Source organism: Streptomyces sp. Ru72 (assembly GCF_002920635.1).
Taxonomy (GTDB): Bacteria; Actinomycetota; Actinomycetes; order Streptomycetales; family Streptomycetaceae; genus Streptomyces.
The window spans coordinates 1-17,382 of record NZ_PQSR01000034.1; the positions used below are offsets into that span (position 1 = coordinate 1).

19 protein-coding genes are annotated in these 17,382 nt (G+C 72.2%); 7 read left to right on the plus strand and 12 right to left on the minus strand.

Features of this window, described 5'->3' with window-relative positions:
* Nucleotides 1-45: 45 nt before the first annotated feature.
* Complete coding sequence (locus C3488_RS17835; protein WP_103840538.1) at nt 46-1,188, minus strand: sialidase family protein; 1,143 nt, start codon at nt 1,186-1,188, stop codon at nt 46-48.
* A 237-nt stretch (nt 1,189-1,425) separates the two neighbouring features.
* Between C3488_RS17835 and C3488_RS17840 the strand changes: the two genes are divergently transcribed.
* A complete protein-coding gene (locus tag C3488_RS17840) occupies nt 1,426-1,995 on the plus strand; it encodes a hypothetical protein (RefSeq protein WP_103840661.1) in 570 nt (189 codons plus the stop codon).
* A 113-nt stretch (nt 1,996-2,108) separates the two neighbouring features.
* Here the strand turns inward: C3488_RS17840 and C3488_RS17845 are convergent, their stop codons facing one another.
* Nucleotides 2,109-3,188, minus strand: a complete 1,080-nt coding sequence (locus tag C3488_RS17845; RefSeq protein ID WP_103840663.1) for an NADH:flavin oxidoreductase/NADH oxidase — start codon at nt 3,186-3,188, stop codon at nt 2,109-2,111.
* 146 nt (nt 3,189-3,334) lie between these two features.
* Between C3488_RS17845 and C3488_RS17850 the strand changes: the two genes are divergently transcribed.
* Nucleotides 3,335-3,694, plus strand: coding sequence for a helix-turn-helix transcriptional regulator (locus tag C3488_RS17850; RefSeq protein WP_258053483.1), 360 nt, complete (start codon nt 3,335-3,337; stop codon nt 3,692-3,694).
* On the opposite strand, the gene C3488_RS17855 is transcribed toward C3488_RS17850, so the two are convergent.
* Together C3488_RS17855 and C3488_RS17860 are read right to left on the minus strand one after the other, a co-directional pair.
* Nucleotides 3,614-4,993, minus strand: coding sequence for a nucleobase:cation symporter-2 family protein (locus C3488_RS17855; RefSeq protein ID WP_103840540.1), 1,380 nt, complete (start codon nt 4,991-4,993; stop codon nt 3,614-3,616). The two genes, C3488_RS17850 and C3488_RS17855, sit on opposite strands and share 81 nt — an antisense overlap.
* A 37-nt stretch (nt 4,994-5,030) precedes the next feature.
* On the minus strand, nt 5,031-6,383 hold the full coding sequence (locus C3488_RS17860; protein ID WP_103840542.1) for an FAD-dependent oxidoreductase: 1,353 nt from the start codon (nt 6,381-6,383) through the stop codon (nt 5,031-5,033).
* Between the two features lie 214 nt (nt 6,384-6,597).
* On the opposite strand from C3488_RS17860, the gene C3488_RS17865 reads away from it, so the two are divergent.
* Nucleotides 6,598-7,062 (plus strand): DUF6214 family protein, encoded by a 465-nt coding sequence (locus C3488_RS17865; RefSeq protein WP_181139067.1) that lies wholly within the window; start codon nt 6,598-6,600, stop codon nt 7,060-7,062.
* A 30-nt stretch (nt 7,063-7,092) separates the two neighbouring features.
* Here the strand turns inward: C3488_RS17865 and C3488_RS17870 are convergent, their stop codons facing one another.
* Nucleotides 7,093-7,713 (minus strand): DUF305 domain-containing protein, encoded by a 621-nt coding sequence (locus C3488_RS17870; RefSeq protein WP_258053484.1) that lies wholly within the window; start codon nt 7,711-7,713, stop codon nt 7,093-7,095.
* Between the two features lie 146 nt (nt 7,714-7,859).
* Here C3488_RS17870 and C3488_RS17875 point away from each other — a divergent pair, with 146 nt between their 5' ends.
* A complete protein-coding gene (locus C3488_RS17875; protein ID WP_103840546.1) occupies nt 7,860-9,359 on the plus strand; it encodes an LVIVD repeat-containing protein in 1,500 nt (499 codons plus the stop codon).
* Here the strand turns inward: C3488_RS17875 and C3488_RS17880 are convergent.
* The gene (locus C3488_RS17880) at nt 9,347-10,030 is read right to left on the minus strand and encodes a TetR/AcrR family transcriptional regulator (RefSeq protein WP_103840548.1); all 684 of its coding nucleotides are present in this window, start codon (nt 10,028-10,030) and stop codon (nt 9,347-9,349) included. The genes C3488_RS17875 and C3488_RS17880 overlap by 13 nt on opposite strands.
* 210 nt (nt 10,031-10,240) lie before the next feature.
* Between C3488_RS17880 and C3488_RS17885 the strand changes: the two genes are divergently transcribed.
* The gene (locus C3488_RS17885; protein WP_103840550.1) at nt 10,241-10,486 is read left to right on the plus strand and encodes a DUF2630 family protein; all 246 of its coding nucleotides are present in this window, start codon (nt 10,241-10,243) and stop codon (nt 10,484-10,486) included.
* Between the two features lie 21 nt (nt 10,487-10,507).
* On the opposite strand, the gene C3488_RS17890 is transcribed toward C3488_RS17885, so the two are convergent.
* From C3488_RS17890 to C3488_RS17905, 4 genes are all read right to left on the minus strand, one after another.
* On the minus strand, nt 10,508-11,206 hold the full coding sequence (locus tag C3488_RS17890; RefSeq protein ID WP_103840552.1) for an HAD family hydrolase: 699 nt from the start codon (nt 11,204-11,206) through the stop codon (nt 10,508-10,510).
* Between the two features lie 32 nt (nt 11,207-11,238).
* A complete protein-coding gene (locus C3488_RS17895; protein WP_103840554.1) occupies nt 11,239-11,946 on the minus strand; it encodes a phosphatase PAP2 family protein in 708 nt (235 codons plus the stop codon).
* 64 nt (nt 11,947-12,010) lie between these two features.
* Nucleotides 12,011-12,946 (minus strand): M56 family metallopeptidase, encoded by a 936-nt coding sequence (locus tag C3488_RS17900; protein ID WP_103840556.1) that lies wholly within the window; start codon nt 12,944-12,946, stop codon nt 12,011-12,013.
* A gap of 126 nt (nt 12,947-13,072) precedes the next feature.
* Complete coding sequence (locus C3488_RS17905; RefSeq protein WP_181139068.1) at nt 13,073-13,618, minus strand: DUF5134 domain-containing protein; 546 nt, start codon at nt 13,616-13,618, stop codon at nt 13,073-13,075.
* 168 nt (nt 13,619-13,786) lie between these two features.
* On the opposite strand from C3488_RS17905, the gene C3488_RS17910 reads away from it, so the two are divergent.
* Both C3488_RS17910 and C3488_RS17915 read left to right on the plus strand, forming a co-directional pair.
* Nucleotides 13,787-15,418 (plus strand): FUSC family protein, encoded by a 1,632-nt coding sequence (locus C3488_RS17910; protein WP_103840560.1) that lies wholly within the window; start codon nt 13,787-13,789, stop codon nt 15,416-15,418.
* A complete protein-coding gene (locus C3488_RS17915) occupies nt 15,415-15,981 on the plus strand; it encodes a MarR family winged helix-turn-helix transcriptional regulator (RefSeq protein WP_103840562.1) in 567 nt (188 codons plus the stop codon). Before C3488_RS17910 ends, C3488_RS17915 begins: the two co-directional genes overlap by 4 nt.
* A 168-nt stretch (nt 15,982-16,149) precedes the next feature.
* Here the strand turns inward: C3488_RS17915 and C3488_RS17920 are convergent, their stop codons facing one another.
* Both C3488_RS17920 and C3488_RS17925 read right to left on the minus strand, forming a co-directional pair.
* Nucleotides 16,150-16,914 (minus strand): VOC family protein, encoded by a 765-nt coding sequence (locus C3488_RS17920; RefSeq protein WP_103840564.1) that lies wholly within the window; start codon nt 16,912-16,914, stop codon nt 16,150-16,152.
* A gap of 61 nt (nt 16,915-16,975) precedes the next feature.
* The gene (locus tag C3488_RS17925) at nt 16,976-17,368 is read right to left on the minus strand and encodes a VOC family protein (RefSeq protein WP_103840566.1); all 393 of its coding nucleotides are present in this window, start codon (nt 17,366-17,368) and stop codon (nt 16,976-16,978) included.
* Nucleotides 17,369-17,382 lie beyond the last annotated feature (14 nt).

Below are 17,382 nucleotides of genomic sequence, written 5' to 3' on the forward strand. Positions count from 1 at the left end.
GCGCGGCAGGTGAACAGGCGCCTCGACCGGCGGATTGATGTCGGATCAGGCGATCACAGCCGCCCGTACGCACAGCACGTCCGGCAGGTGGGAGGCAAGCTGCTGCCAGCTGTCACCGTCGTCGGCCGAGGCGTAGACCTCGCCGTTGCGGTTGCCGAAGTAGACGCCCGCCGGATCCGCGTCGTCCGTGCACAGGGCGTCCCGCAGGACCGTGCCGTAGTGGTCCTCGGCCGGCAGGCCCGCCGTGAGCGGCTCCCAGTTCTTGCCCGCGTCCGCCGTCCGGAACACGCGGCATCGGCGACCGGCCGGGACCCGGTCCGCGTCCGCGTTGATCGGGAAGACGTACGCCGTGTCCCCGCGGTGCGGATGGGCGGCCACGGCGAATCCGAACGTCGACGGCAGGCCCTCGCCGATGTCCGTCCAGTGGGCGCCCGCGTCGTCGCTCCTGTACACCCCCCAGTGGTTCTGCAGATAGAGCCGGTCCAGAGCCGCCGCGTCCTGTGCGATCTTGTGCACGCACTGGCCGAACTCGGGGTTCGGATCGGGGAGGAACACCGCGGAGACCCCGGAGTTGGACGGCTCCCAGCTCGCGCCGCCGTCCCGGGTGCGGAAGACGCCGGCCGTCGACACGGCGACCGTCACGGCCTTCGGGTCCCGCCCGTCGGTGACCACGGTGTGCAGGCCCTCTCCACCGCCGCCCGGCACCCACTTGTCGCGCGTCGGGTGTTCCCACAAGGGGCGCACCAGCTCGAAGCTCTCGCCGCGGTCCTCGGAGCGGTACAGCGCGGCCGGTTCCGTGCCCGCGTACACCACGTCCGGCTCCGCCGCGGCCGGGTGCAGCTGCCAGACGCGCTCCAGCGAAGCGCCGGTGTCCTTGGGGAACTTGACGGCGGGCCGTGCGGGTTCGGTCCAGGTGCGGCCGAGGTCGTCGGAGTGGAAGACCGAGGGCCCCCAGTGCGCGCTGTCCCCTCCGGCCAGCAGGCGCGGAGTGGCGCCCCGGGTGTCGATGGCCACCGAGTAGACGGCCTGTGCGTTGAAGTACGGGCTTTCGTCGAACTCCCAGGCGCCGCCTCGTCGCCGCGCGATGAACAGTCCTTTGCGTGTGCCCACGGTCAGCAGTACGTCGGCCATGCCGGCCACCTCCGAAACGCCGTTGTCCCAGACATGGGTCAGTCTGCACCCCGGCACTGACAGTCGCCCCCGTGGACGAAGTCACCGCAGGTCAGAGCCGTGTTTCCGAAGAGTGGAGAGGGAAGCCGCCGGGAGACGGCCGAGCCCCGGAGGCTTCGCTCGGGGACCGTGCACCCGGGGGCCGGCGGACGTCGGGTGAGCAGCAACGGGCCCGTTCGCGTATGGGAGGGCGGTCGGGGGGTGTCCGTGCGTGCGTGCGTGAGGAGGATGCCATCGATGAGGTGGCTGTCGTCGATGACGTTCCGCGGTCGCAGGGTGTGGCTGTGGCGGTGGCGGCGCAATCCGCTGCGGCGCCGCAGCGATGCGCTGGAGGCCTGGGTGGTGCTGGCGGCCTGGGCCGTGACCGTGGTCGGGGGAGTGCTGACGGGATGGGCGGCGACGCACTCGGTGGAGCGAGGGCTGGCCGAGGAGCGGGCGCAGTGGCAGCCGGTCGTGGCCCTGCTCACCCAGGACGCTCCGAAGAGGGGCCCCGCCGGGGCGCAGCGGGTGTGGGCGGAGGCGCGGTGGACGGGCGAAGACGGTTCGTCGCACACCGGGCAGGTCCGGGTGGCCGCCGGCAGCCCGACGGGCACGGCCGTCACCGTGTGGACGGACCCCGAGGGCTCCCTGGTGACACAGCCCGCCACCGAGTCCCAGGCGCAGGTTCGCGCGGCCATGGTCGGGCTGCTGGCGGGGACGGGCGCGGCGGCGGTCCCGTTCGTGGGCGGACGCATCCTGCGCGAAAGTCTGGAGCGTCGGCGCATGGCGCAGTGGGACGAGGCCTGGGCGCGGTTCGGGCCGCTGTGGGGCCGGATGACGGGCTGACCGGCGACCGTCGGTACGCGACATGACCGTCGTCGATGTGCCGACGCCCGGGGGCGAGTCGCCGGGTGCGTCCCCCGGGCGCTCGATGTCCGCGCGGGTGGGCGAGGACAGGATCAGACGGAACGGTGGTACTGGTCCGGGATCCGCACCTCGCCGCCCAGTTCCCGGGCCGTGAGGCGGGCGAAGGAGGGGTTGCGAAGCAGTTCGCGGCCCAGCAGCACCGCGTCCGCCTCTCCGTTGACCAGGATCTTCTCGGCCTGCTCGGGCTCGGTGACGAGGCCGACCGCGGCCACCGGCAGGGACGTCTCCGCCTTCACCCGGGCGGCGAAGGGCACCTGATAGCCGGGGCCCGTCGGGATGCGGACGCCCGCCGCGTTGCCGCCGGTCGAGACGTCGAGGAGGTCCACGCCGTGCGTCTTGAGGTCGGCCGCGAGGCGAACCGTGTCGTCGGCCGTCCAGCCGCCCTCGTCCAGCCAGTCGGTGGCCGAGACGCGGAAGAACAGGGGCTTGTCCTGCGGCCACACCTGCCGCACCGCGTCGACGACCTCGAGCGCGAAGCGGGTGCGGTTCTCGTACGAGCCGCCGTAGGCGTCCGTGCGGTGGTTGGAGTGCGGGGAGAGGAACTCGTTGATGAGGTAGCCGTGTGCGCCGTGGATCTCCACGACCTCGAAGCCGGCGGCCAGGGCGCGGCGGGCCGCGTCAGCGAACCGCCCCACGATCTCCCGGATCCCGCTCACGGTCAGCTCGGTCGGAACGGGGTGGCGCGCGTCGAACGGCACCGCGCTCGGCGCGAGCGGCTGCCAGCCGAACGCGTCGGGGCCGACCGGCGCGCCGCCCTTCCAGGGCTGGTCGGTCGACGCCTTGCGGCCGGCGTGCGCGAGCTGGATCGCCGGAGTCGTGCCCTGTTCCTTGAGGAAGCCTGTGATCCGCTGGAACGCCTCGGCCTGGGTGTCGTTCCACAGGCCGAGGTCGTACGGGGAGATGCGGCCCTCGGGGGAGACGGCCGTCGCCTCGACGACGATCAGTCCCGTGCCGCCGGTGGCGCGCGCCGCGTAGTGCGCGAAGTGCCAGTCGGTCGGTGCGCCGATGGCCGGCCCCTCGGGCGCCGCCGCGTACTGGCACATCGGAGGCATCCAGAGGCGGTTCGGGACCGTCACGTCGCGCAGGGTGAAGGGTTCGAAGAGCGCACTCACGGCGGACTCCATTCGATGGTGCCGACAGCTGACCTCGTACGATAGCCATCGTAGTACGGAGGATGTCAAAATACGATGGACGTCGTACCATGAGAGGAGTCTCCCGGACGCCCCGCCGGACGGACCCCGGACGAACTGGAGCCGTTGTGACCCCCGCCGCCCCCGCTCTCGGCAGCCGCGACCTTCCGCACCCGGTGCGTGAGGAGATCCGTCTGGAGGCCGTGCTGCACGCGCTGTCCGACCCCATGCGGCTGCGGATCGTGCGGGAGCTCGCCGCCGTCGGCGACGAGCTCTCCTGTTCGCACTTCGACCTGCCCGTCACCAAGTCCACCACCACCCACCACTTCCGGGTGCTCCGCGAGAGCGGGGTGATCCGGCAGGTCTACCGGGGCACGGCCAAGATGAACGGCCTGCGCAGGGACGACCTAGACGATCTCTTCCCGGGGCTCCTCGACACCCTCCTCGCCGCCGCCGCGCTCCAGGCCGTCCGCCTCCAAGAGGGCTGAACCGGCCTTCGAGGGCAGGTGGTTGAAGAGCAGATTCAATACGATCGCGGTCAGGCAGCCGGCGCTGATGCCGCTGTTCATCACCGTCTGGAACCAGTCCGGGAACTTCTCGTAGACCGTCGGCACGCCGACCGGCAGCATGCCGACCGCCACCGAGACGGCCACCACCGTCAGGTTGTGGTTCCCCCGGAAGTCGACACCGGCCAGCGTCCGCAGTCCGCTCGCTGCGACCGTCCCGAACATCACCAGGCCCGCTCCGCCGAGCACCGGCGCCGGAACGGCCGCGACCACCGCTCCCAGCTTGGGCAGCAGGCCCAGCAGCACGAGCATGCCGCCGGAGGCCGCCACGACCCAGCGGCTGCGCACCCGGGTCATGCCGACCAGGCCGACGTTCTGGGCGTACGCCGTGTACGGGAAGGTGTTGAACACGCCGCCGAGGATCGTCGAGAGCCCGTCGGCCCTCAGGCCGTCCGCCAGGGAGCGCGGCTCGGCCCTGCGGCCGGTCATCTCGCCGACCGCGATCAGGTCGCCGGTGGTCTCGGTCATCGTCACCAACGCGACCACCAGCATGGACGCGATCGCGGAAGCGTGGAAGACGGGCGTGCCGAAGTGGAACGGCGTGCTGATCCCGACCCAGTCGGCGTGTCCCACCCCGCCGAAGTCCGTGAAGCCGAACGGCACCGCTGCCGCCAGCCCCACCACGATGCCGATCAGCACCGCGATCCGACTCAGGAACGCCGGCGCGAAGCGCTGCACCGCGAGCACGACCAGCAGCACGAAGGCCGCGAGGGCCAGATTCCCCGGCTCCCCGAAGTCCTTCGACCCCTGGCCGCCGGCGGCCCAGTTACCGGCCACCGGCAGCAGCGACAGGCCGATGATCAGGATCACCGTACCGGTGACAAGGGGCGGGAAGAAACGCAGGAGTCTGCCGAAGACGGGCGCCAGCAGCATGATCGCGAGGCCCGCGACGATCACCGAGCCGTAGATGGCGGGGAGTCCGCCGCCCGTCGTCCCGATGAGCACCATGGGGGAGACGGCGGCGAAGGTGCAGCCCTGCATGATGGGCAGCCGGACGCCGAAGCGCCAGAAGCCGACGCACTGGATGAGGGTCGCGACGCCGCACACCAGCAGGTCGGCGGTGATGAGATAGGCCAGGTCGGCGGCCGGCAGCTTCATGGCGCCGCCGACGATGAGCGGTACCGCCACGGCGCCGGCGTACATGGCCAGGACGTGTTGGAGGGCGTAGGCGGCGAGTTGGCGTATCGGGGGGACTTCGTCAACGGGGTGCACGGTGGGCATGGGGGAGAACGTAGGCTCCTTGAACAGTTTGTTGATTTCAGGGGTGTTGCGGGACTGTGTCGTGCGCGGCGGCCATCAGCGACCGCCAGTCGGGGAGTTTCACCACTCCCCGGCCCAGCGACGCCCCGAGCGCCGCCTCGGCCCGTTCGATCGCCAGCCATCCCGGCCACTCGACCGGCCGCACCCCGTCCGCCCGCAGGGCGGTGAGCGCATCCTCGGGGACCTCACGGGCGGTGAGACCCGGCGCGTCCTGGAGCAAGGAGGTCACCGTCTCCTTCGCGCAGGGGCGGTTCGTGCCGATGACACCCGTCGGGCCCCTCTTGATCCATCCCGCCACGTACTCGCCGGGAGAGACCTCCCCGTCGCGCAGCACCCGCCCCGCCCGATGCGGCACGGTGCCGGTCTTCGTGTCGAACGGCAGTCCCTCCAGCGGCACTCCGCGATAGCCCACCGAGCGCAGCACGAGCTGCGCCTCGATGTCCTCGTACCGCCCGCTGCCGCTGACCCCGCCCTGTCCGTCCGGCAGCGTCCGCTCGAAGCGGACGGCGCTCACCCGGCCCCCGTCGGCCAGCAGTTCGACCGGGCGCAGGAAGAATCGGAGCCGGATCCGCCGCGCCGCACCGCTCGGTGGTGTCGCGGCCCAGCCGCGCAGCACCTCCACGTTGCGGCGCTGGGTGGCCGGCAGCCCGGACGGATCGACGTACGCCGGGTCGAGCGCCAGTTCACGCTCGTCCACGACCACGTCGGTGTCCGGCAGGGTGCCCAGCTCGCGCAGCTCCTTGGTGGTGAAGCGGGCCTGGGAAGGGCCGCGCCGCCCCACCATGTGGATCTCCGTGACCTTGTTGGCGGCCAGTGCGGTGAGCGCCGCGTGCGGCATGTCGGTGGGGCTCAGGTCCGCCACCTCGCGGGCCAGCATCCGGGTCACGTCGACCGCGACGTTCCCTACGCCGATCACCACGGCCGCCCGCGCGTCATGCAGGAAGCCCTCCTCGACGGAGTCCGGATGCGCGCTGTACCAGGACACGAACTCGGTGGCCGACCAGCTGCCGGCCAGTTCCTCGCCCGGGATGCCGAGATGCCGGTCGGTCGCGGCGCCCACGCAGTAGACCACCGCGTGGTACAGCTCGCGCAGCCGGGCGGGCGGCACCCCGCCCCCGCCCACCTGGACGCCGCCGAGGAAGCGGATCCGCTCGTGCTCCAGGACCGTGCGCAGGTTGTTCTGCAGGGACTTGATCTTCTCGTGGTCGGGGGCCACGCCGTACCGCACCAGTCCGTACGGGCAGGGCAGGCGGTCGAGAACGTCGACGCGCACCTGTGGATCCTGCTGGACCAGGCCCTGGGCGGTGTAGACCCCGCTCGGACCCGAGCCGACGACGGCGACATGCAGCACGGCGGAACTCCCTCGCGGAGGAGATCGCTGGTGGCTCCAGCATTGCACCGCGCACGGCGGGAGGGGAGGGGGCGTGCCGCTGGGCCGACGGGGTGCGGTGCGCGCTCCTTCTGTGCGTGGCTCTCCGCATCGTATGTGATCAGTCGCTTACGTTCCGTGTGTGCTGGAAGTGTCCTTTCAGGATTTTTCCGATCGATCCCGGTCGGATGTGCCGGTGGCCGTGTGGCCCGCCTGGGAAGTGCGGGAGCACGGGAGCGTCACGTCGTGGTACGCGGTCCGGCTCGATCTTCCCGACGGGGGCCGGGTCGACGTCCTGGCCGTGGTCGCCGCCGGCGGCGTGTCGATCGAGGAGGTGCGCGCCCAGCCACCCCTGTCGCTCGGCGATCTGACGGCCCTCGCGGACTGGATCGAGGAACCGTTGCTCGAGGCGTGCGGTGTGGACTCCGGGTCGCCGTACGAGCCCCTCGGGGCACCGGCGGACCGGGATCGCCCCGCGTGGCCGCGCGGCGTCGAGGGGTGGCGTCTGGTCGCCGAGGAGTACCGCGCGGCCCAGACCGAGGGCGTCGACCCGGTGTACGCGGTCATGTGTGCGACGGGACGCAGCCGGCGCCGCTCGCTCAAGCTGATCGCCGGAGCGCGCGACGCCGGTTTCCTGGCGCCGCGTCATGCCCGGAGCTGACCGTGCGCGGCCCGCACGCCGGCCAACCCCTCACAGCATCTCGCGCATCCGGCTGATCTCGCTCGTCTGCTGGGCGATCACATCGTCGGCCATCTCCTCGATCTGGATGTTGTTGCCCTCGGCCTTCGCGTCCGTCGCCATCCTGACCGCGCCGCCGTGGTGAGCGATCATCAGTTTGAGGAAAAGCTCGTCGAACGCCTTGCCCGTCGCCGCGCGCAGCTGCTTCAGCTGGGCCGCGGTCGCCATGCCCGGCATCGGGTCGTGCTGGTGGGGGCTGCCGTGGTCGTCCTTCGCGTGCGCCGTCAACCAGGCTTCCATCGAGGCGATTTCAGGCTTCTGTGCGGCAGTGATCCGTTCCGCGAGTCGTTTCACCCGGTCCGACTCGGCGCGCTGCGGTGCCAGTTGTGTCATCTCGAGCGCCTGCCGGTGATGTTCGATCATCATGCGCGCGTAGGAGAAGTCCGCCGGGTTCGGAGTGTCGTCCTCGGCGCGCCGCTTGCCGGCCTCCTCCGCGGAAAGCGTCTGCGCCGCCTCGCCGGGCTTTCCCGGGGCGATCACCGAAGGGCCGCCCCCGGCGGCCGAGTTGCCGCCCGACCCGGAGTCGCACCCGGTGAGCAGGGCGATCGCCAGCGGCAACGCCACCAGCGACATGACGGACGCGCGGCGGCGGAGAGCACGCGCGCGACCAAGGACGTTCGTTACGAGTGCATTGCCATCTGTTGATCTGCCCATGAGAAAGACGATACTTCGGAGGTCCGTGAACCGTTCAAGCCCGAACGGCTACCAGGGAGGAAGCAGTGACCCTGTCCCACGACCACCGAACGCGGCGCAGACGCCTGGGAGTCGGCGCCGTCGCGGCCGGACTCCTGGCCGCACTGCTCGCGGCCCAACCCGCGGCCGCAACCCCGGACCCCGGAGACGTTCCCGTCTCCCGCGAGGTGTCCGACAGCACCGAGAACCAGGCGAGGAAGGCGATCGCGGACGGCGAGATACCCGGCCAGGACGAGATCGTCCACTCCGCCAACGTCCAGCACCTCGCCAACGTCCCCAAGGACGCGCTGCCCGGCATCAACTCGGACCTGGCCTTCCAGGGCAAGTACGCCTTCGCCGGCAACTACGACGGCTTCCGCATCTTCGACATCGCCGACCCCGAGGCTCCGAAGACGGTCGCCCAGGTCCTGTGCCCCGGCTCGCAGAACGACGTCTCCGTCTCCGGCAATCTGCTCTTCCTGTCCACCGACTCCTCGCGCAGCGACAGCAGTTGCAACAGCACCACGCAGCCCGCGACCGAGAAGTCGTCCTGGGAGGGCATGAAGGTCTTCGACATCACCGACAAGAAGAACCCCAGGTACGTCGCCGCCGTCGAGACCGCCTGCGGCTCGCACACGCACTCGCTGGTGCCCAAGCGCGACAACGTCTACATCTACGTCTCCTCGTACTCTCCGAGCAGCGCGTTCCCCGACTGCCAGCCGCCGCACGACGGCATCTCGGTCATCAAGGTGCCGCGCAAGGCGCCCGAGAAGGCCGCGGTGGTGAGCTTCCCGGTGCTCTTCCCCGGTGAAGGACCCGACGGCGGCGGCAACCCCGGTGCACCCACCAACCCGGGCGTCTCCAAGACCACCGGCTGCCACGACATCACCGTGCTGCCCTCCAAGGACCTCGCGGCGGGCGCCTGCATGGGCGACGGCATCCTGATGTCCATCAAGGACCCGGAGCATCCGAAGGTCATCGACCGGGTCCAGGACAACGTGAACTTCGCGTTCTGGCACTCGGCCACCTTCAACCAGAAGGCGGACAAGGTCGTCTTCACCGACGAGCTCGGCGGAGGCAGCGGGGCCACCTGCAACGCGCAGACCGGCCCGAACCGCGGCGCCGACGGCATCTATGACATCCGCGGCAAGGGCGAGAGCCGCAAGCTGGTCTTCCGCGGCTACTACAAGATCCCGCGTCACCAGGCCGACACCGAGAACTGCGTCGCCCACAACGGGTCGCTGATCCCGGTCAAGGGCCGCGACCTCATGGTCCAGGCCTGGTACCAGGGCGGCGTCTCCGTCTGGGACTTCACCGACTCCGCGCACCCCGAGGAGATCGCCTACTTCGAGCGCGGACCGCTCACCACGGACACCCTCACCGTCGGCGGATCCTGGTCGGCGTACTACTACAACGGGTACATCTACTCGAACGACATCGCCAAGGGGTTCGACGTCCTGAAGCTGACCGACCGCCGCACGGACCCCGCACAGCGGGTCCGGCTCGGTGAGCTGAACGTCCAGACGCAGCCGGACTACTTCGGCTGACCGCTGCTCTGCGGCGGGCGGTCCTCCGTCGCGAAGAACCGCGACAGATCCGCGTCGTACGCCTCGTCGGTCCCCTCGGGGGCCGGCGGGGCACCCATCTCCCAGGCGAGGCCGTACCGCTTGAACAACTCGGCCCGCAGGACGGCGAGCGGCATCGGAACGCCCGGCACCAGCGCCGCGTAGACCGCGCCCATCAGCAGGGCCCGCAGCATCGGGTAGTCGGTCTCGGGGGCCGCCGAGCCGTGCCGTACGACCGTGTCCCGCAGCAGCTCCGCCAGCCGCTTCTGCTCGGGACACTGCACGAACCCCTCGGCCTGCAGGATCCCCGCCATGTGCTGCCGCATCAGCACGGGGTGGTGCACGGTCAGGCCCAGGATCGCGTCGATGGCCCGCGCCATCCGCTCCCGGCCGTCCTGCGTGCGCGGCTCGCGCTCCAGCGCCTCCTCCAGGGTGCGGTGCATCAGCCGGTGCACGGCCGACTGGAGGAGCTGCCGCTTGCCGGGGAAGTAGTACGACACCAGGCCCCGCGCGGATCCGGCGCGGTCCGCGATGTCGCCGAGCGTGGTCGCGTCGTAGCCGCGCTCGCTGACCAGTTCGACGGCCGCGTGCAGAAGCCGCTCGCGGGAACGCCGCCGCAATTCTTCATTGACCGAGGCGCTGCGCGGCGACATCCTGGACTCCTGCGTTGACTGGCTGCCAGCCAACTATACTCAGTACATCCGGGGACCGGGCCTCGCAGGCCGGCTCCGGACGGCGCCTGCCCCGGGCCACACGGGGGATGGTCCAGGGCAGGCGCGCACCTCTTCTCTGCCGCCACCGGTGTCGCACAGCCGGTGATCCCTCCCTAGAGTGGTCAGCAGTCACCGAGGAGGCGTACAGACATGGATCAGGACCAGATCCTGGGCAGGATTTCGGCCATGGTGGAGGAGGAGCGCGCTCTACGGGACGCGGTCTCGTCCGGCCGCATCGACAGTGCGACGGAACAGGAGCGCCTCGGCGAACTGGAACGCGCCCTGGACCAGTGCTGGGACCTGCTGCGCCAGCGCCGCGCCAAGGCCGAGTTCGGCGAGAACCCGGACGAGGCGCAGGTCCGCCCGGCGTCGCAGGTCGAGGGCTACGAGAGCTGAGGGCCTGGGCGCGCGCCCGGCTCAGTCGATCAGGTCCAGCACCGGGCGGAGCCCGTCGGGGCGCTCGCTCACCGTGCGGTGCTCCACGAAGTGCACCGCGCAACCCAGGTCCGCCGCGCCGCCGTCGGCGCGGCGGTCGTCGCCGACCATCAGCGTGTCCTGAGGGGCGACGCCGAGCGCGTCGCAGGCGAGTCCGAACAGCCGGGTGTCCGGCTTCTGGATGCCGTGTTCGTACGACAGCACGTACGCGTCCACAAACCGGTCGACGCCGTGCTCGCGGAAGACCGGCCGCAGGTCCCAGCCGATGTTGCTGACCACGCCGACGGCCACCCCGCGCTCGCGCAGCGCGGCCAGCACATCGACCGTGTCCGGGTAGGGCCGCCAGGCGGCGGGCGTCATATGACGGTCGTACAGCGCGTCGTGCAGCCGCGCGTCCGGAAGTTCCACCCGGCGGGAGAGCCCCGTGTACGCGGCCCGGTGCGCCTCGGCGCTGCGGTCCCGCACCGCCCACAGCGCGGCCAGGTCGTCCGGGAGCGGCGCCGTGGGTGAGGCCCCGCCCGCCAGCGCGCCCGCGGCATCCAGTTGCCCCGCCAGGCCCAGCAACTCGCTTTCGGGCAGCGTCACGTCGGCCTCCGCGAGCACCGCGCGCAGCCACGACTCGGTCGACTCGATGCGGAAGAGGGTCCCGGAGAAGTCGAAAAGCACGCCTTTGATCGCCATGGGGCCGATCCTTCGTGACACGCCCCCCACGGTCAAGGACGCCGTTCGGGCCGGACCGGCTCTTCCTCCCCTCGGCACCACCGCTCGTACGACGCCACCGCGAGTGCGACCAGCAGGGCCCCCAGCAGCCAGCCGCCCAGCACGTCCGACGGCCAGTGCACGCCCAGCCAGACGCGCGTCAGCCCGACGCCGACGACCGAGACCACGGCCACCGTGAGCGCAGCGCACCACAACAGTGGCCCGGCGCCGTGGCGGTGCAGGAGCCACAGCAGCAGTCCGCACACCACCGTCGCCGTCATGGCGTGACCGGAGGGGAAGGCCGCGTAGTGGGCGGAGTCGACGGGATTCGGCCACACCGGGCGGGGGCGGCCGACTGCCGCCTTGAGGGCGTTCTGGATCAGCGCCGAGAGCGCGCACGTGGCCGCGACCCACAGCGCGAGCCACGATGCTCTGCGCCGCCACAGCAGCCAGACCACGGCCGCAGCGCACAGCACGCGCATGGTCTGGGGGTCCCACACCCAGTCGGTGAGGATGCGGGACGCGTGCGTGATTCCGCGGTGTTCGACCGCCCAGCGGTGCGTGGTGGTCGCGATGTCGCCGTCGAGCCTCATGAGCGGACGCCAGGAAACGGCGACCAGCACCAGGAGCAGCACTGACGGGACGGCGAGGGCGGCGGCGGTGAGCGCCGCGGTCCGCGGGGCCGGAGGGCGGGGCGGTGAGTCGACGGGCGCGGGGTGCATACCGTGATCCTCGCCGACATGTGCGGCCACGGGTCAAGCCCGGACCGCCCGGCGCCTTCCGTGACTACCCGAGTGCGCGCAGCCCCGGTACGAACGCCACCAGCACCGGAATCACCGGGACCAGCGCCGCAGTCGCCGTCAGCCGCAGCCGCCGCGCCGCCGGAAGCCGGTCCGGGGGAGTGAGGAGGCGGTGCACACGCTGCGGAACATGGGCCTGCGGGGTGGGGCAGGGTCCGAACACGCCACGGTCCTCGTTGAGTTCCACCAGCGCCAGCGCGGTGGTGAGGCGACCGTGGCGGCGCGAGGCCATGTCGTCGGCGGCGAGTTCGACCAGTCGGTGCATCTCGTCGCGGAACGCGGCGAAGACGGGAACCTGGGGAAATCCGTTGGCCAGTGCGGCCGAGGAGTGCAGCAGCCAGTGGTGCCGGGCCCGCGCGTGGCCCTGCTCATGGGCGAGCACCGCGTCCAACTGCCTGCCCTTGAGACGGCGCAACGCGGCCGTGGTGACGACCAGTCGGGGTGCCGGCCCGGGCAGCCACCAGGCCTCCGGACGCTCCCCCTCAAGCACCACCAGTCGGTCGCCGCGCGGCTCCTCGCCGGGCAACAGCGGGGCCCGCACCAGCAGTTCGGCGCGACTGTGCCGACGGCGTGCCCGTGCCCGGGAGACCTCCCTGACCAGCATCGCCGCGCTCCACGCGCCGCCGCACGCCAGCGCCACCGCGGTCGTCGCGGCCCAGGGACTCCCCGTGCTCAGCGCGTACGCGGCCACGACCGAGTGCGGGGCGGGGGCGAACACATGGCCCCGCACGGCCGTCCACGCGGCGGCCGCGCTCAGCGTCATCGACAGCACGCAGCACACCAGGACCGCCGCCACCACGCACTGCCACACCCACAGGGCGACCACCGGTTCGCGGTCCGGCCAGTCCGCCCGGGCGAGCAGCCGCGGAGCGAGGACGGCGGTCAGGGCGCCGAGCAGCAGCAGTGCCGCGGGGACCATCATGGGCCGAAGCCTATGAGCCGGGCGGGGGCACAGCCTACGTACCGTCGCGGCAAAGTGACGCACGCCACGGTTGCGCGGCGCCTTGTCCCACTGCCGGCCTGATGCAGGCTCCGTCCGGCTCCCGGATCACAGCGTGAGGAGCATCGCCAGCATCGCGATCGCCATGGACAGGCGGCAGGCACGCGCGAGTTCGGGCCGGTCGCCCCAGCCCGTGCCCGGCGCACCCGCGGCCGCGGCCACCGCCACCGCGGGCACCAGCCGTGCTCCGGACCACAGCACATAGACCGTGAAGTAGAGCAGCAGTGTCCCGGTCAGCAGCGATACGCCGCCGTGCGTGTGGTGACCGGACGAGGCGGCCATCGCCGCCGCCATGTAGACCATGGCGCACGCGCCGATCAGGTGGTGCAGATGGTGGGCGCCGCTCCGGGTCTCCCACAGGGCCCGCACGGCCGCCCCGCCGAAGACCACGGCGTACGCGATCCACAGGGCGCGCGGCGGCACGGCGACCGCCGCGGGCACGGCCATCACCGCCATGCCGAACCCCATCAGGGCCTCGCCACCCGCGGCCCGGCGCTGTTCCTCGACGGTGCTGCGCATCCGCAGCAGACAGTAGGCCCCGGTCGCCGCGCACAGCGCGACGAGCAACCAGCCGGGCGAAGCCGGTCCGTGCACCGCGCACCTCCCCGCTGGACGGTCTCGGACGGTCACCGGGGGCATGCCCGTGACGCAGGGTGCGCACGCAAGCGCACAGGGGTACGGGGGAGCGCGGGGATCGCGCGGCAGGCAGGGTGCGGCCGCCGCAATTCATTTACTAGTAAAACACTTGTTAAGCTTGCGTCCATGAGCAGTGTCACCGCCCGAACCTCCCGCGTGCGCCCTTTGCCCCTCTCCGGCCATCTGCGCCTCGGCAGGCCCTCGGAAATCTGGTTCAAGCCCGCACTGAGCGTGGTCGCCGCGATCGCCCCGCCGAACCTGACGCTGCTCGCCCTCGGCCGCCTGGACCTGGCCGTCTACACGATGGCGGGCTCCCTGTGCGCCCTCTACGCGCACAACCGCCCGTACGCGGCCCGCGCCGCGACCCTCGTCCGGGTCGTCCTCGGCATGCTGGGCGGTCTCGCCGTCGCCCTGGTCGCCGCGTCCCTCACCACGAATGCCGTGGTCCTGGTGACCGTGGGCGCCCTGCTGGCGGCGGTGCAGAAGGCGTTCTGCGACGCGACCCGCATCGGGCCGCCCGGCAACGTGATCTTCACCTTCGTCAGCTCGGCGTCCCTGTTCGCCCCGCAGACACCGGGGGAGGTCCCCGCCCACCTCGGTCTCGCCGCCGCGGCGGGAGCCTGGTCCTGGATCGTCGGCATGGCCCCCGGCCTGCTGCGGCCGCACGGCCCCGAGCGCCGCGCCACCGCCCACGCCCTGAGCGCCGCCGCCGTGTTCGCCGAGACCGGCGCGGCCTCCGCCCGGGCAGGTGCCGCGGCCGCAGTGCACACCGCCTGGCAGTCGCTGCTGCCGGCCGGCTCCGCATCCCGGCGCGCCCTGGCACGGCTCGTCGTCCGGGCAGAGGTCGCGCTCGCCGCGCCCGACGACACCGACCCCGAGCGGCTGCGCGCCTGGGCGCGCGACCTGCGTGGCACCGGGCCCGTCCCGCTCCCGGACGACCTCGGCGGGACCGCCGACGAACTCCTCGGCGTGGAGGCCGAACTCACGATCCCGCGGCGCCCCCTGCGCCGCAGGCTCGGCCCGCTCGCCCCCATCGCCCTGCGCACCGCCCTCGGTTGCGCCCTCGCCGGATACGTCTCCCTGGCGCTCGGCGTCGGCCGCCCGTACTGGGCGCTGGTCACCGCCGCCTCGCTGTACCAGGCCAACGTCACCCTCACCTGGCGCCGAGGCGTCCAGCGCGTCATCGGCAACCTCCTCGGCGTCCTGCTCTTCGCGGCCATCGCCCCGCTCGCGCATCTGAACCAGCTCGCGCTGGTGCTGTGCGGCCTGGCCTTCAACTTCGGCGCCGAGGCGCTCATCAGCCGCAACTACTGGCTCGGCAGTGTCTGTGTGACGCCGATGGCCCTGCTCATCACCGAGTTCGCCCGCCGTCAGGAGACCGCGGCGCTCATGGCCGACCGGATCCTGGACACCCTCATCGGAGCGCTGGTCGGCTTCGCCGCCGCGATCGTCGTCACCAATCGGCGCGCCGGCGACCGCCTCGACCACGCCCTCGCCGCCGTCGACCGCGCCCGCGAGCGCGCGGCCCGGCTCCAGGCCGCGGAGCACGCCGAGCCGGGTGCCCTGGAAAGCACACGCCGCGCTCTCGCCGGGGCCCTCGTGGAACTGCGCGCCACGGCCGACGCCGCGGCCGGCGAGTGGTGGCAGCGCGCCCTGCCCGAGGAACGGGTGCTGCGCGCCGAACAGGCCGGACACCGTACGCTCGCCGCGACGGTACGACGGCAGGGACTGCACATCTCGGAAGGCGCACGGACATGACGGCAGTGAACGGACCGACGACGCGGGCGCAGGGCGGTGCGGCCGGACCGGGGGCCGTCGCGGGCGACATCGTCGCCGCCGTCGTGCGCCAGTGGCGGGCCGTCCGCCCCGACATCGACACCGGGCCCATGGAGATCATCGGGCGGGTGAACCGCTGCGCCGCCCTGCTCCAGCAGGCGGAGGACGCACCGCTGCGCCGCGCCGGGCTCACCCGGCCGGAGTTCGACGTCCTCGGCACGCTGCGCCGCACGGGGCACGAGCTGACGCCCGGAGAGCTGGCCCGGGAGACCTTCTCCTCGGGCGCCGCGGTCACCAAACGGGTCAAGCAGCTCGCCGAGCGCGGCCTGGTCGAGCGGCGCGGGGACTCCCGTGACCGCCGTGTGGCGCATGTGCATCTGACGGAGGCGGGCCGCGAGCTGGTCGACGCCATCCTGCCCGAGCAGCTGTCGTACGAGACCGCCGTCCTGTCCGGGCTCGACACCGACGACCGGCGTCAGCTCGCGGAACTGCTCGGCGAGCTGCTCGTCCAGCTGGAAGGCCGGCTCGGCGCCCCGCGCGGGTGACGGCGCGCACCCGGAAACTGCGCGAACCCGGCCCGTTGACCGCAACTGCTACGGCCGGCGCTCGGTGTACGCCCCGGTCATCGACGGGTGACGGTCACGCCGCTGACCCCGGCCCCGTGACGGAGGTCGTGCGCCGAGGAGGAGCGCCACCCGGATCGAAGCCCGGGCCTAACCCTCCTGACCTGCCACGTAGATGCCGAAGACCGCGCCCTGCGGGTCCTTCAGGACGGCGATGCGCGGGCCGTCCGGGACCGAGGTCGGTTCCATGAGGACGCCTGCGCCCGCCCGTGTCGCCACCTGCACCGTGGAGTCCACGTCCTCCACGGCGAAGTACGGCAGCCAGTGCGACGGCACCTCGGGCGGGAACCGGTCGCCCATCGTCACCATGCCGCCGAAGCCGGCGCCGTCCAGGCCCCACTGCGTGTACTGCTCGGAGGGGTGCACGCTCCAGCCGAAGACGGTCGTGTAGAAGTCGGTGACCCGCTCCGGGGCACGGGTCAGCAGCTCCACCCAGCCGAGCGAGCCCGGCGCGTTGAGCAGCCCCGCCCCGGGGAAGGCCCGCGGCTGCCACATCTGGAAGACGGCGCCGCCCGGATCGCCGGCGACCGCGAAGCGGCCCGCGTCGAAGACGTCCATCGGCCCCAGGAACACCGTGCCGCCGGCCGCGCGCACCGCCTCGGCCGCAGCGTCGGCGTCGGCCACCGAGAACGTCACGTTCCAGGCGACCGGCTGCGGCTCCTGGTAGAGCGGGGTGAGGGCCGCGACCGCCGCGTCGCCCAGGTGCGCGATCGTGTAGCCGCCCGCCTCCGGCCGCGCGTCGGTCTCCGGCCGCCACCCGAACAGCTCGGTGTAGAACCGCTTGGCGGCCTCCAGGTCGCTGGTGCCCAGCTCCGTCCAGCAGGGCCCGCCGGTCACCGGCGCGTCGAGCTTCATGGGACACCTCCTGTCACCGGGACCACCCTGACCACGCTAAGGCCACCCCCGACGGGCGGCATCAGGTCCCTGGGCGGTACCGCAGGGGGTGGTCGGCCGGGACCTCGACGAGCACGATCTCGGTGCCGTCCGGGTCCTCGATCCACATCTCGATCAGACCCCACGGCTCCTTCACCGGCGGCCGGACGATCGCGACCCCGGCGTAGGCCAGCTCCCTGTGCGCCAAGGCCACGTCGGGCACCTGAAGCCACAGCTTCAGGGCCGGTGAGGGCGGGGTCTCGCTGCGGCCCGCCACCTCGAGGAAGCCGCCGCCGAGGAAGTACACGACCCCGCGATCGGGCCCCGTACCGAACTCCCTGTAGACCGGGAGCCCGAGTTTCCCGCCGTAGAAGGCCCGGGACCGCTCCGGATCGGCCGGGCGCAGAAGGGTGCGACTGCTCAGTACATGGACCATGCATCTGGAGCCTA